The following is a 16,377-nucleotide window of genomic DNA, read 5'->3' on the forward strand; positions in this document are numbered from 1 at the left end:
ACCCTGCATATTGATAACCACATTCCCGAACCGCCTATTTTGAGCAAAACTATTTTATAGATTCGATATCACTAATCATTTCCTTGTTCTAGGTCAAATGTTCCGTTAAACTTGGCCATATCCTTTTCCTTCCAAATTTCCCGTAATTCCTCAGGATCGAACCATTGGGGTTCGGCATGGGACTTGCTCCATTCCCTGGCACCAGCTACCATTTGAGCAAGTTGTTCAGGATATTGATCGCTTAAATCATTCTCTTCGCCCATATCCTCGTCGATATTGAAGAGCTTCCAAGTATTTTGATTGGTCTTTAACGCTTTCCATTGGTCTTGTCTTACCCCGACATCGCTATACCCTTCACGATGTCTGAGCACAAAGACCATTTCCCCTTTACGAGGGTTTTTACCTGTGCTAAATGCAGGCCAAATATCCTTGCCGTTCAATTCTTTACCTTCGGGTATTTCAGCTTGTGCCAAATTGGCGAAGGTTGGGTAAAAGTCCAATGCGGAAACCGGATATGAAAACTTCTGTCCACTAGCAACCTTACCAGGCCAATGAAAGAACATGGGTACGCGATACCCTCCTTCGCAAGTACTACCTTTTCCTTCCCTAAGAGGAAAGTTCGTGGCACCTTTGGTGACCTTACCCCCGTTATCGCTTAAGAAAACGATAAGGGTATTATCAAATTGACCGTTTTCCTTTAGGGCAGTAACAATTTCTCCAACCCCCCTATCCACGGCATATACCATTGCAGCATAGGTGCGGCGATTTTCATCTTTAATGTCCTTGAATTTTTCCAGATCCTCGGCCTTGGCCTCCAAGGGAACATGGGGTGCATTGTACGCTAAGAAAAGAAAAAACGGATTCTTTCTCTTGCTAGCATTATCAACGAATTCGACAGCTTTATGCGATAGTTCATCGGTTAAATATTCGGTTGGGTTTTTCACTTCTTCCCCATTATAATCCAATGGTTTCAAATAATCGAAAATAACCTTTTTACCCTGTTCCCTTTGTCTATTGTAAGCAGCTGTATATTGTTCAGGGAAATAGTTGTGCCCCCCTCCAAGAAATCCATGATAGTAATCAAAACCCCTTCTATTCGGATGGTAGGCAGGCTCTGGTCCTAAATGCCATTTGCCAATAGCCCCTGTGTAATATCCTGCATCATGTAATACCGTACTAATGAAGGTTTCTTTCAAAGAAACACCCTTACCTACAGTAACCTCACTATTGGCGGGCAAATTGAATTGTGCTCCTAAAGTATGTGGATATTTACCAGTCATCAATCCTGCCCTACTTGGGCCACAGAATGGATGGGACACATAGCCCGAGGTCATGATCGTACCATTGAAAGCCAATTTGTCGATTTCGGGTGTCGTAATATCCTTGGCACCATTGAACCCAACATCCGAATACCCTAAGTCGTCACACATGACCACAAGTATGTTGGGTCTATCAACCTCTACATTAGTACTGGCGATTTCCGTTTTTGTTTTTTCCTTGCAATTACCAAGGGATAAAAAACATATGAATAACAGTAGATTCTTTATTGTTCGAAGCATGGTCTCTAATTTTATTCGGTTTTTGTACTATTAGCAAGGTTTCCTTTCCAACCTTTATTAAACTGGGCTAAAAGTTCAGCCACCAATTCTGGATGGTCATCGGCGATGTTCACTGTTTCATTGGGATCGTTTTTATGGTCATATAATTCGAAAAATAATGGCGCTGCCTTTGAATCGCGGTAATCCCTCCAAAGGATAAAACGATAACGGTCCGTACGCATGGCATATCCCATAAGATAATTTTCAAATAACTCTCTATCCCATTTGTCTTTTTGCTGTTTTTGAATTTTTCCTTCTACTTCTTCAATTAAAGGCCCAAAGTAGGTTTCTCGCATTCCTTTGGACAAGGGGTTTGCCGCCCATTCGCGTAAAGCCGGTGTTGGGAATTGCGTAAATGCTGCTTTTTTCCAATTTGTATTTGGGTCTTTTAATAAAGGAGCAAAACTCTTTCCTTCAAGATGTTCTGGTTTATCTAACCCGGCCAATTCACAAAGTGTAGGATACATGTCTACCAACTCAACTAAGGCTTTGGAGGTTTTTCCCCTGGTTCCCTTGGGCATATCTGGAGTCCAAATCATCAAGGGTACACGGGCTGAAATTTCATAATTGGTCGCCTTACCCCAAATTCCCATTTCACCAAGGTGCCAACCATGATCGCTCCAGACCATGATTATGGTATTGTCCCTTAGACCTGCTTCTTCCAAAGCATTGATCATTTTTCCGATTTGCGCATCTATATAACTCACGGAAGCTAAATACGCATGCTTCAATGTTTTGGCCAGTTCATCATCGATTGCCCCTTTTTTAGGAATACCATATCTGGCACGCAACTCAAAAGATGGATGCAATCCCATAGCGGCTCCATTTTTTGGGGCATGGGTTTGAGTTGTTAATTTAATACTATCACGGTTATAGAGGTCCCAATATTTTTTAGGGGCCAACCAATCTAAATGGGGTTTCTTCATTCCCAGACCTAAAAAGAATGGCTTATCAGGATTTTTTTCAACCATATCTTTCATGGTCACGATAGCCAATTCCGTATTGTAACCATCTTCATAGAAAGTGTCCGGTACATCCGCATATTCATAGGCAGGCCCTTTTCCCAATCCATTTCTTGGGGCTTCGGGTCCATATTTGGCTATCATATCGGCTTGGTTCTTTCTAAACATATCCTGATTTTCAGGAAGTGCGAATCCACCTGGGGTTTTCGATTTTTCAATGGTCATCTTATCATATGCCGGTTTTCTACTCCATGACAACTCGGCATCGGCAAAACCAGGTTTATGATAAATTTTACCTGTATTCGTTGCCTCGTAACCATTGTTTTTAAAATGCTGTGGCAAGGTGATAATATCAGGATTAGCGTCTCTAAAATAGGTGTAATTTTCAATGACATGTATTGTTTCCGGTCGGGCACCCGTCATTAAACTAGCCCTTGAAGGACTACAGATTGCCTGTTGGCAATAGGCGTTTTCAAACAATAAACCATCTTTTGCAATAGCATCCAAATTAGGGGTTATTGCCATTTCCGAACCATAGGCACCCAACTCTGGGCGTAGATCATCAATAGCGATAAAGAGAATATTCGGTTTTTTGCTCGTTTCTTCAACGGGTTTATCATTTTGTGATTTGCAACTGACCATTAATAAGGCCGTAAGGAGAAAAAGGATAACCTCTTTTCTAAATTCAATTTTACCAAATTTCATTAGAGGACTCATGTTGTATTTTGATTTATTATGTTTGAAAATCAGTTTTTACCTATTGTTATTTTCTGTCGTGTTTTATTAATGGTACGTGTTATTGCTTCCCCATTGCTCCAAGTTACGGTCACCTTTATAGGTTTATTACATTGGCCTAAACCAAAATGAACAAGCTTGTTAAAACTTTGGGAATAGGAAGCGCCTGTACTCCCAATATGTTGTGTTTGTACACCTGTACAGCTTTTGATGTTCACTATTGCACCCAAGGAAGTTGCCTGTCCAGAGGAAGATGTACCGACCTCTATGGAGATAAAGGAATTCGTGTTTGCTTCTTTACTAAGGTTCTTGAATAAGTGCCATTTACCACGCTCATTACCGATGACGATATCAACCTTTCCGTCGAGGTCATAATCCAAGACTTCAACGGCCATGCCCATAGAACCCCAGTCGGAAGTGGATATACCACTTACCATTTCTTGTTGGAATTGCGAATTACCTTGATTAAGGTAAACGATCGGTTCATTTTGAAAAACCATATTTCCCCTTCGGATAACCAAAAGGTCTTGAAAACCATTGTTGTCGAGATCGGCAACGGAAGCCGCCACGGTGTGCTCCTCCAAAATAAGTTTTGCCTTTTTCGTTATATCTACGAATTTTCCGTTTTTGTTCTCAAGAAAAATGTCCGGAAGCCCTTCAGGGTGATTGTATTCCGGATAATCCAAAACACCATGCACCACTCCTGTTGTTGGTGACCATGTATTGCCAGCAATACGCCATCTGTCATTGCCGACATAACCTACATGGATTCCTCCTTTTTCATTAAGTTTATCAGGAAATCCCAAGGCATTGCTGTTGACCAAACGGATATCTTTACCGGAATGGGTTTCCCCAGGAAAATCATACAAGTATCCGGTTTCACCAATATAGTATGCATCATTATATGGCCATTGTGATTGGAAATTGCGCATTTGCAATACATCTCCTGTTTGTAGATCTTCAAACTTGAAATTACCACGTTTGGTGTAAAACGCCCAATTTTTTGTTTGTTTATTGTAGAAGGTTTCCCCAATCTCAAAATCTTTCCCACGGGTTAGATAAAGATCAAAATCACCATCATTGTCGTAATCGATTTCTACCACAGAGGTAACATCGGATATAGGATTAGGCAGTACCTTACCAGTAACTTCCTTAAAAGTCAAATCGCCCAATCCTTGGAAAACTTTTATCGTTTCATGGCCATATAGGATAAGATCAATGATATTATCGCTGTTGATATCGGTTAAAAGGGTTTTTTGCCCATCTGCAATGGATGGTGGCAATGTTGATTTTAGGATGAGTTGGCCATTGCCATCATTTTCATAAACATAGTTTTCGCTTTTACCCTTTTTTTCTTTTGTAGGAAAGGCAAAATTGATAAGATCAAGATCACCATCATTATCTCCATCAAAAAATTTAACCGTACGACCACGCATCATTTCCAAAGGAATATCGAAATCCTCCAACGGAATGAATTCCCTTTTTTTGTTTACCCGGAACATTTTGGAGTTACGGGCATTACTCCCAGAACCACCGCCACGGGACATGATGACCTCTAGCTTACCATCGAAATCAATATCACCAACGGCTACGCCATGAAGATCACCCATAATGACATCTATCGGTTTTGCAAAATGACCTTGATTGTTCCAGCAGACACTAATACCTAAACCGTGATCATTCAATAAAAGGTCGGGGTACCCATCTTGGTCAAGATCAGCTACGGAAGGCGCATCCCATTTTCTTAGGTTTTTATCCTTTCGTACGAAATCTTCAAATGTTTCTTTAAAATGAACACTTGCATCCGTCACTGCATGCTGTCCTTGAATATGGTTTGAAATCAGGATAAGGAACAGTGATGTAATGCTAAATGTTTTGATACTATTTTTTTGTATCACGCTCATGGTCTACTATTTTCAATTAATTTTTTATGACCATATCTTCGATAAAGAATTTAACAGCCTTCGTTCTGGGAAGGTCATTTTTTCGCAATTCAATCTTATATGTGTCAATAATACCGGAAAATTCATTTTTTGATAATTTCCTTTCTAAGGCACCCATCTCCAATTTTTAAAATCACACTCAATCGCAATAGTGATATGCTGAGCCATGCAGCTATTAAAAATCTATGCCCAAATGGTAACCAACTGAACAACCTTCATGTTCCGATGCTTTTCAAACCTAAAATTAGATGAAATGCGGCTCATTATTTTTCATAATTATACCCCTTCAAAGCACTATTCTAACCTTACTTTCTTATTGTCAATGTTTATTGGCCTTAAGCCGCATTCTTGATTGAATTTCCTCTATCGTCAAATTCTTGGTCTCGGGTAAGAATTTGACCAATATGACAAGACCGATAAACACCAAACCACCGTAGAACAGAAAGATAGTGCTCGCCCCCATATTTGCCAGTTGCCATGGAAAAAAGAATTGTGTTAATGCACTTATAGTACTAGATATCAACGCAAAAAACGGAATAGCGATACCTCTTAAGGAAATGGGGAAAATCTCAGATAACAATACCCACATGATTGGGCCAACCGAAAAGTGAAATGCCGCTATAAAACTTAAAATACCAATCAATATCAACATTGCATTCAGTACTGCCGACTTTTGCAGAAATACACTGGAGTTATCCCTTGCAGAAATATCACCCATAACCTCTTTTACCGCTTCCTTGAACTCTATATCAGTAGAAAATTGTTTATCTACCAATACCGTTAGTTTATCAACATCAGGAATATCTTTCATTTCTGCAATAGCTTCAGTCGTCATTACATATTTGGCCGTACCAAAACCATAAGCACATATTCCTAAACTTAAAATTACCCAAACCAACCCCATGATCATCATGGGGCGTCGTCCTACTTTATCAATAAGAACCAAGGATAATATTGTAAAAACTACACTGGTCAACCCAATCCATATAGCTTGCTCAAATGCTGCGTTTTCACCTAAACCTAACTGTTCCATAACAGTTGGAGCATACGTTAATACGGCATTTATCCCAGTTGATTGTTGCACAATGGCCATAGTCAAAGCAACAATTGCCACTATGCTCATTTTTTTGCTGAAAATTTCTTTCATTTGAGACCCAACGGACCTGTCTTGGTTACTATCTTCAATACTTTCTTTCATTACATGAATATGATTTTCTATTTCCTCTCCGGGAAATACTTTGGCCAAGGTTTTCCTAGCTTTATCAAACTCACCTTTAAAAATTAACCAAGCTGGACTTCGAGGAACAAAGAAAAGCAAACCAAACCAGATCAATGCCGGTATAATTTCAATACCTAACATCCACCTCCAAGTATACTCACGTATTCCTAGAGTAGATACCCATTCCGCATTTGAATTGGTAATTTGCAATAACCAATAATTAATGAAATATGCGGCCGTTAAACCTAGTACAATATTGATTTGTGTCATCGACACTAATTTACCTCTCCATTGGGCAGGTGAAACCTCACCGATATACATAGCCGCCAATGTTATTGAACTAAAAGCCAGTCCCCCCAAAAAACGGGCAGCGAACAAAGTAGCGAATGATGGGGCAAAAGCCGAACCTAATGCTGATATCAAATACAATGCGGCTATTGTTTTCAAAGTTGTCTTCCGGCCATATTTATTACTAGACCATGCGGCCAGTGGTAAGGCGACCAACACTCCAATTCCTGGCCCAAAACCTAGTGCACCTACCTGCCACTCATTTAGATTGAATTCTGCCGTTATGAACTTAAATGCCCCGGAAATTAAAGCCGCATCAAGACCAAACACAAAACCTCCCAAAGCCACTATGGTAGAATAAGTAAAGGCATTTTTTTTGAATGAATTCATAATGCTTAATGATTTTTGACCAATTACCGGTCTTAAGATTTATATTTACAATTTATACTAATACAGTTTTGGTTTCGCCATTGGTCAAATTTACTTTTTCCACAGCCGTTATAAAACCACTTAAGGCAAATTGAACAAAAATTTTATGACTTACTGAATATAAAATGCCAGTGGTACTTACCTATTATATCTGATGGTTTTCACAAACTCTTATTTACCTATGTATCCATGGCCTGGGGTTTCCGTATCCCCGAACATGACGCTTAATAGATGTTGTTATTAGTCTCGTTACTTTCATTTTTGAAGTTATGCCATTCAAGTTTGTTTCCAGATACATCATATGCCTTTATATCCAGGCTATGATCCAACGATGCAACCTACCATTAGACTACTAGTATACTATATCATTTAAGTAGGGTTGATATGTTTAATTCTTTTAACACCCTTTCCTCCTTAAAAGAATACCATAATTTTGGCCTTTACAAAGGAAAGGGCAAATAAGTAAGCTCGATAAGTATATCTTAACTGATGCATACCATATTTTACCTTAAGTAAATTTCTATACCACCAATATCCCCATAGCCATGTTCACTTGTCTTCATATGTACAATACCAAGTATATCTTGAGTCAAAAGATCTGAATTACAAATAAAAGAACCATTAGGTGAACAACCGTTATAAATCCTATGGCGAACTGTTATGGTTTATATTTAGGACCCAATTTTTCGTTAAATGATTGATTACTATTTTATTTGGAATTCCATACGACCGGTATGAACACCGTCATTTCAGCTTGCCCCCTATTGCTCCAAGCAAAATAAGGAACAAGTTGTGTTTCATATGACTTGAATTCCGGTTTAGAAATGGCCTGATACATTTCGTCATTCCTGTCTTCCCTCAATAACAATTCTGTTTCAACAACGGTAACACCATTTAGAAAACCTGGTTTATGGACTGCTTTAAATTCTGCATTCCCTTTAATGTATGCATTTAAAATAGACGTGTTTTCTGGTAAATCCGGTGTCTCTAAACAATATAAAATAGGCCCTCTTTTTACGGCGATTTGATTCCTGGTTTCTTCAATTCTGTTATGGCCTTCTAACCGCATTACGTTCATTGGCATGTCTAAAGCAATGGTATCTCCAGCTTTCCATTTTCTGTTTACCACGGCGAATGTCCCTGGGACTACTTCAACAGGCGCATCTTCATCGTTAATCTTCAGCGTGCTACCTACGGCCCATTTTGGAATCCTGACCTTAATCTCGAATTCGGAATCCTTACATTCATTAACGGTTATTTTGACCAATCCTTTCCATGGGTAATCCGTGTCTTGAGATAGTTTTAAAGTAGAACCATCTAACATAGTCGTATCTAAATCATTACTTCCGAATAACACGACCGCCACTCCATTTTTCGATAAATTATAAGCCCAACCGGATGATTTACAAATTGTTCTTACCAAGTTCGGCGGACAACAGAAACACTCTAAATAGGGTTGTCTTACCGGACTTTCCGTTACATCTGCATGAGAATCATAATTTCTGGAATTATTTACCATACGTAATGGATTGGAATAGAAATATTCTGTTCCTCCAAGGCTAATTCCTGACAAGCCACTGTTATACAATACCAATTCAATAATGTCCGCATATCTTGATTCATCCTTAATACCCATCATCCGACTACTGAACATTGCATTACATAAGTTGGCGCAGGTTTCATTATAGGCAGTCATGTTTGGCATCATGTAAGCATCTATAAAGCCTTCTTCTATCATATCCAGATTGGTAGACGCCCCATAATGTGCTTGTCCAACAGCCCCCGTTACATACATTTTTTTTCCTGTAACATTTTCCCACAACTTATCTAAGGCATCTATTAGCGCTTTTTCCCCTGTTTCTGCATAAACATCGGCAGCCCCGGCATAATAATACAATGCCAATACTGCATGGCCAACAGCTTCTTCAGATTCGCGTAAGGGTGTACGCTCCTGTACCATATCGCCAATGGGATAACCCTCTGTTGTAGAATCATGTTTTATTTCAAAAGTTCCACGCCTATTAATGAACTTTTCCGCCAGTTTTAAATATTTTCTATCCTTAACCGTTCTGTAAAGCTCAACCAATCCCATAATTTGAGTTTGGTTAAAACCAAATCTTTGATAATGTTTTGTATCTGGCATGAAATAGGTGTATAACAAATCGGCTTGTTTTAAAGCTATATCCAAGAAATTACGATGGCCTGTCATTCTATAATGAATAGAAGCTGCAATAAACAAATGCCCGAAATTGTACATTTCATGATACTTTCGGTTTTCAAATCGGTCTGCATCTTCCGTAATTTGAATGTACGTATGAATGTACCCATCTTCTTCTTGTGCCCTACTTATTAGCGCGATATAGTCATCCAATTCTTTTAAAATATCCTTATCCTTGGTAAGTGCGTAAATATATGTTTTGGCCTCCATGAATTTGTAGAAATCCCCATCATGCCAATAGAACCCTTTGTGTTCTCCTTCTTTTTCCCCTGCTGCGATTTTAAAATTGTTCAAGGCATGGCCTATATCACCGCAAAGAAGATCCCCCATATAAGGTAACATATGCTCTTCTGCTGATTTTACTTTTTCGGCCCAAAATCCTGAATTCCAAATACAATCCCCAAAGTTGATGCTCTTTAGTTTAACGTAAGGACTCTGCGATGTATTAGTTATAGCCTTGTTATGAAAGTTTGCTTCTTTTTTCATAAGTTTTTCTCTTTATATGGTTGAATCAGTCTGAATTGCGTTATGTTGGTGAATTCACCTTTTAATGTTCTTTAGTAACTTTATTCTATTTTTATATATGATAAAGTATAGGGTTTACTATGTTTGGAATTTGTAATTCTTTCTCCAGTCATTAAATCAAAATTAGATATAATGATATTGTTCATATACACGATTATATCTGCAGGTTGGTCTATTTGGCCATTTGCTCCATCATTATCATCATAATCCGCAATTAAAGTTACGTTACTTTTGGGGTCAACCTTTAGAATTTGGTTCTGACAAAAACCTGCAACATAAATATTATCATTTGAATCGGTATTGATACCATCTATCCCCGTTGCTTTTGGAAGATTTGCAAACATTTCCTCTTTTGTAACCTTGCCTTCCTCGTCTAAAATTAATTTTATTAGCTCTCCATCACCAAAATCACCAACAATTAACTCACCTGCTTTATTGAATACCAAACCGTCCAAACCGACTTTTCTGTTTGGGTTAATGGTTTCGGCGATGTAAATTAAATTAGAATCGGATTTATCATTGTTAATCAATATGTTCCTATCCGAAGTTTTAAACCTGTATAAACCGCTCACATGATTTTCGGTTCTTATTTTCGGCATGGCGGGTTGCGTAACGTAAAGAGCACCGTCATGATAACGAATCCCATTTGGTTGTACCATGCCTTCGGCAACAATTTCAATAGTATGATTCCCCTTTTCATCAAAAGTGATGCATAAAACCTGACCTTGGTTCCTGCCTTGGTTGTTACATACAAACAAACTACCATCTGGAGCATAGGCAATACCCATGGGGTTAGAGTTTCTATCTTTTGTAACCCCTGGTATTTCTATAAGTTTGGTGATTTTTTTATCCTTATTGATTTTTACTAAAATACCAGGCAATGTTTTATCGGCAAAGTTAGGACATGAGAGAACTAAACTCCCATCCGGAGCAATATCAAAAGCATCCGGTGTCGGACAAAAACTGGGTAACCCGACAAATAGTTTTGCCGGTTTTAGATTTATCTGTTGTGCTGTAATATGGTTTATCCCTATTACAATTAAAAGGGTAAGGGTAAGAGTAAGCGATTTTATGTGTTTTTGATAAATCATATAGTCGTATTCAATACAATATTAAATCGCTAGTTATTTAAACATTAAACAATTGTTCTAACACCTTTTTCTATTTCACTTATAGATCAAGGTTCCCTAAATCGATGATTCCACAAATTTATAGAAGCGAATGAACAAGTATTTCTCTTATGGCCTTTTCTGTAAACACGAAAATGCTACAATATATAGAACCAAGAGTAGGAATAATTTTTTCAAAGTGTTAAGAAAATCTAAATGAAGATAAAATACCGAGGTTTTTGGCCTCGGTATTTATATATCCTATGAGCAAGGTATCAATAACCATAATTTTGCTCCAAAGAAGCATCCTTATCAATTTCAGTTTGTGGAATTGGTAGGTAGTACCTATAATCGAACCAAGGTCTTGTTACCACTGTATACTCTTCATTATTTAAAGTTCCATCAACAGCTTTTGTCCATTTTAATCCTTTAATATCATATCCTCCGATATGGTCTTGATTCATCCATCTTCTTTCATCAAAAAAGTTATGTCCTTCAAAACATAGTTCTACACGTCTTTCCCTTTTAATTGCTTCCAAAAGTTCATCACCTGTAGCCGTAATTTCCGGTTGAAGTGCTCTCTTAGAAACTTTATTTACATATTCACGTGCAGTAGTTTCATCTCCCAATTCATACATAGCCTCTGCATAGTTCAAATAAACTTCAGCCAATCTATACATGATATAGGGACGGTCTACAGAAAAACTTGTAAGAGTGGATAAACTTTCGTCTTGGAACTTTCTGATATTATAACCGGTTTTTGAAGAATGTAATGTATTTCCTAAACCATTTGGAGAATCCAAACCATCAGGAGTTTCTTCACTGGGGACATCCGCTAATGCATAATCTACCAGACGATCTCTAAACATTGCTCCTTGAAAATTCAAATCTGCATAATACCTCATTTCCCTATTTTCATTTGGTTGTGTTGCATCATAGCTTCCTGCAGAGGTTGTGGTACCATCTGCCATATTAAATTCCAAAGCGAAGTTCAAAGTAGGTGAACATAATCCCCAACCACCATAACCATTTGGTGATTGCGCCTGATCGGGCAAGGTATTTATATCATTTGCCATTTCTGCATATAAGCTTCCATAGGACCTTGCAAATAAAATATCCTGATTTTGGTATAAAAATAGATTTTGATATTCGGTTGCATCCGCAACGGAAATTAAGTCACGAGCACCAACTAAATCTATTACTGCTTTTGCCGCATCTGCTGCATCTTGCCATTTTGTTGTTTTGGAATAATCATAATATAGTCCATTAGGCACTGTATTTGGATCATGTAAATCACTTGCGGCATATAATAAAGTACGTGATTTAACCGCGAGAGCGGACAATTTGGTAGCTCTGCCAAATTCTGAAGCTTCAATAGGCAAAACTGCGGCAGCTTCATCTAAATCCCTCACTATAAAATCTACACAATCTTCAAAACTATCCCTGGACAAACTAAAGTCGTCATCCAATCCAAATGTTGTTTCCAGGATTGGAACACCACCATAATATTTTATTAAATTAAAATAAGTAAAAGCTCTTAAAAACTGCATTTCCGCTTTTAATTGAGCCACTTCCTCTGGGTTTTCTTCCATTGCTTCGCTACCCTCGATCTTTTCTAAAAACTCATTGATCAACTTCACATAATCCCAAGAAGTCTCCCATCTATTGTTAAATGCCAAACCTGCATTACTTGGAGACCATCCACCTCTCATCTTGTAAGGATTATCTAAATCCTTAAAGTTAAATTTAGCTTCCCAAGATGCACCTTCAATACCGATTCTTTGTGTCCACCATTGAGAACGGTTTATGGCCCAACTATCTGTGGTATTATATGAGGTCACTACGACAAGAGCTGCCTGGTTTACATCACCATAAATAGCATCTTCCGTAAAAGAATCACTCGATTCCGTATCCAAAATATCATCATTACAACCCACTATTGTGAAAATAGTCAGAAGAACAACCGCCAATTTTATTTCTATATGTTTCATCTTTTTAAATTTCTTATTGATTAAGGTCCGATTCATTTTTTAATTAAAAATTAAAGTTTAAACCTAACGTAAATGATTTTAAAGAAGGATAGGTACTATTTCTAAAACTATTGTACCCTTCCGCTTCAGGGTCCAATCCTAGATCATATATATCAGAAAACAAGGTTAACATGTTGTAACCCCTAACATATAATTTTGCTTCCCCGAATTTTAATACATCTTTGGATATGGTATACCCTAATTCCACTTCTTTTAACCTAAGGTATGAGGCATCTTGCAAATATATATCCGCACCTTGGAAATCATCCGGGCCATTCAAACTTGAGCTGTATGCATCTCCTGTAGCAAATGCCCTTGGAAATTTGGCATTTGTATTTTCAGGAGTCCATCTTTGATCAAACATAAAATCCGGTAGTGCCCCAATTCCCTCAAAATAAACTTGCATTTTAGCTTCTGCCTGTCCTTGGAACAAAAAGTTGAAATTCCAATTTTTAACATTCAACCCACCATAAATACCATATTGGATTTCGGGTACATTTGACGAATAAGAACGAATTCTATCCCCGGCATCGATTTTTCCGTTACCATCAGTATCAATATAATATGGTTCTCCAGGTACCGTACCGTCTAATTTTACAGGTTCGGCATCTACTTGGGCCTGGTTTTGGAAAATTCCATTTGTCGGATATACCAAGTAAGAATCCATTGGGTGCCCTTCTTGTTTAATGGCATCTGCTACGTTCTCGGCCTCGTCCATATAAACAATTTCATTTTTAGCTTGTGTAAAGTTGAATCCGAAATTATATCCTAAATCCCCAATTTTATCATTCCAGCCTAATTCTAATTCCCAACCATAGTTATCAACTTTCCCTATATTCTCTTGGGGTAATGTTAAACCTGTATAATCCGGGACAGATGCGTTTCTGGTTACCAAGATATCTTCCCTCTTTTGATAAAAATAATTTAGATCTCCTGATAATCTATTATCAAACAATATGAAATTCAAACCAATATTTTTCATATCTGCAGACTCCCAAGTAATAGCTTCATTTGCAGCTTCGACCCCTATGCTAGAATACCCATTGTAATATTCGCCTCCAAAATTGTAGTAATTAGGTTTTGCCCCAACATTACCTGCATAATCATATTGTGTTAAATACTGGAAGCCGGTAATACGGTCATTTCCCATTTTTGCCCATGAACTTCTAAGTTTCAATGAGTTAATCCAAGAAACATCTTTCATAAAAGACTCCCTATTTATAGCCCAAGACAATGCAATTCCAGGAAAAGTACCAAATCTATTTCCAGGGCCAAAATTACTGGATCCATCATGGCGTAAGGTTAAGTCAACATAGTACTTTTTCATGTAATCGTAAGAAAGGGATCCAAAATAATTTACACGGGCCCATTCATAAGAGGTACCATCAGAAGTTTGACCATCTGTGTCACCTGCAAACAATTCAGAATGTTCAGAATCTGGAAAACCTATCTTTTCTACCCAAAAATTTCGTTGATCCGATGTAGTTTGTTCATACCCGACAAATCCACTGAAATTGTGCTTATCATTAATTGATTTTGAGTAATACAAAGTAGCATTCAACATTAATTCATTGTATTTCCAGAAACTTTCAGTTAAGATATTCTCACTACCATCCTGTGAAAAACCAATTTGCGAAACATAGTCGTCTGTACTTTCATTATATGTATAAACCGTCCATGGCGTATACCATGATTTTTGATCATAACTCATTCTTCTCACCCCTGCATAGCCCCTGAACTTAAGTCCATCTACAAGTTTATGCAAGTTATAATCTATGGTAAATTTCCCTCTTAAATCAGTGTCGATCTTCTCATCAAAACCTGACTCCTTACTAGACATAATAATTGGGTTTAAACCGTTCTCCCCTCCCCAAGCAATTAAACCATTTGGGTATACACCAACTTCTGTTGGCGAGTTATTATAGATTTGTTTATAAATAGGGCCAGTACCGATACCAGGTTCTAAAGTTTCTCCAAATCTACCTGAGAGATCAATACCCAATTTCAAATCTTCGGTAATTTTAATATCCAAATTGGATCTTACTTGATCTTGATCAAATTTCAAATCGCCAGATTTATACATTCCTGTTTGGCGAATCATATCCCCACTAACAAAATAATTTACGTTATCATTTCCTCCTGAAATCGACAAAGAAGTTCTTGACTCCGGGGAGCTCTTGGCGAAGGTCTCATCAGCCCAATCCGTATTAGGATAATTAATGGGATCCGAACCATCTGCATACTTGGCGATATCCTCTTGGGAATAGATAGGATCATTCCCATATCTTTCTGCAATTTCATTATTATAGATGGCATATTGCTCAGAAGACATTAAGCTTGGTGTTGCGGAAAAGGAAGAAACTGTGTAAGAAGTGGACAAACTAATCTTAGCTTTCCCACTTTTCCCTCTTTTTGTTGTTACCAAAATAACCCCGTTGGCGGCTCTTGCCCCGTAAATTGCAGCTGCACCATCTTTTAAAACTGTTAAACTTTCTATGTCTTGCGGTGCTAAATTCGCAAAAGACGAAGCTGGAATTCCATCTATCAATATCAAAGGTGAATTGTTTCCTAAAGTAGATTTACCCCTTATCAATAGTGTTGCATCATTGGCACCAGGTGTACCTCCCCTATCGGAAATAATCAAACCAGAAACTTTTCCGGCCAATGACTTTACCAAATCTTTACTCCCGGTCTTTGAAATGTCATCTGCACTTACAGTACTAACAGACCCTGTAACCTCTCCTTTTTTCTTAGTAGTATACCCAAGAACTACAACCTCTTCGAGTTGTGAGGTATCTTCTAACAAAACAACATCAATTGAAGTTTGATTGCCAACGGTAATTTCCTGGGTAGCATAACCTACATAAGAAATAACCAATACTGGATCGTTACTATCTATGGACAAGGTGAAATTACCGTCAAAATCGGTTTGTGTACCATTGGTAGTTCCTTTCACGACAACACTGGCGCCGGGAAGAGGGCCTTGGGAGTCAGAAACCGATCCCGTTATAACCGTTTGTTCCGAAGACTTATTTACAATAAAAATCGAATATTCAGCCTTGGCCATCAGTACATCGCTATACAAGGTTGTTCTTGAGATATAATTTTCAGAGGCATATATCCCCGTTAAGGAAACAATAAGGCAAAATGAAACTACTAATACGTTCCTAATCCCTTTTTTGAAACCCAAACCATCTTTCCCAAGATAGTTGATCCTTGTTCGTGGTTTTCTTTTTGTTTTCATAAAGTTTTCATGTATTGAGTTGATTTTAATTTTATTTGAAATTCGCAATCACTCCTTTAGAATTAACCCTGGCTATT

The 16,377-nt window shown here is 37.9% G+C and carries 8 protein-coding genes; all 8 read right to left on the minus strand.

Features of this window, described 5'->3' with window-relative positions; translation table 11 throughout:
* Positions 1-71: 71 nt before the first annotated feature.
* Positions 72-1,559: a sulfatase-like hydrolase/transferase gene (locus R3X28_RS09185; protein WP_317664036.1), complete on the minus strand. Its 1,488-nt coding sequence runs from the start codon at positions 1,557-1,559 to the stop codon at positions 72-74.
* An 11-nt stretch (positions 1,560-1,570) separates the two neighbouring features.
* Positions 1,571-3,277 (minus strand): sulfatase, encoded by a 1,707-nt coding sequence (locus R3X28_RS09190; protein ID WP_317664037.1) that lies wholly within the window; start codon positions 3,275-3,277, stop codon positions 1,571-1,573.
* Between the two features lie 29 nt (positions 3,278-3,306).
* Entirely contained in the window at positions 3,307-5,199 is a 1,893-nt protein-coding gene (locus R3X28_RS09195) for a CRTAC1 family protein (RefSeq protein WP_317664038.1), read from the minus strand.
* A gap of 358 nt (positions 5,200-5,557) precedes the next feature.
* The gene (locus R3X28_RS09200) at positions 5,558-7,135 is read right to left on the minus strand and encodes an MFS transporter (protein ID WP_317664039.1); all 1,578 of its coding nucleotides are present in this window, start codon (positions 7,133-7,135) and stop codon (positions 5,558-5,560) included.
* 748 nt (positions 7,136-7,883) lie between these two features.
* On the minus strand, positions 7,884-9,878 hold the full coding sequence (locus tag R3X28_RS09205) for a glycoside hydrolase family 127 protein (RefSeq protein WP_317664040.1): 1,995 nt from the start codon (positions 9,876-9,878) through the stop codon (positions 7,884-7,886).
* 80 nt (positions 9,879-9,958) lie between these two features.
* Complete coding sequence (locus R3X28_RS09210) at positions 9,959-11,008, minus strand: SMP-30/gluconolactonase/LRE family protein (RefSeq protein ID WP_317664041.1); 1,050 nt, start codon at positions 11,006-11,008, stop codon at positions 9,959-9,961.
* Positions 11,009-11,301: 293 nt separating this feature from the next.
* Entirely contained in the window at positions 11,302-13,017 is a 1,716-nt protein-coding gene (locus R3X28_RS09215; RefSeq protein ID WP_317664042.1) for a RagB/SusD family nutrient uptake outer membrane protein, read from the minus strand.
* A gap of 43 nt (positions 13,018-13,060) precedes the next feature.
* Complete coding sequence (locus R3X28_RS09220; RefSeq protein ID WP_317664043.1) at positions 13,061-16,300, minus strand: TonB-dependent receptor; 3,240 nt, start codon at positions 16,298-16,300, stop codon at positions 13,061-13,063.
* Positions 16,301-16,377 lie beyond the last annotated feature (77 nt).

It is taken from the genome of Maribacter sp. TH_r10 (assembly GCF_033101095.1).
GTDB classification, from domain to species: Bacteria; Bacteroidota; Bacteroidia; order Flavobacteriales; family Flavobacteriaceae; genus Maribacter_A; species Maribacter_A luteus.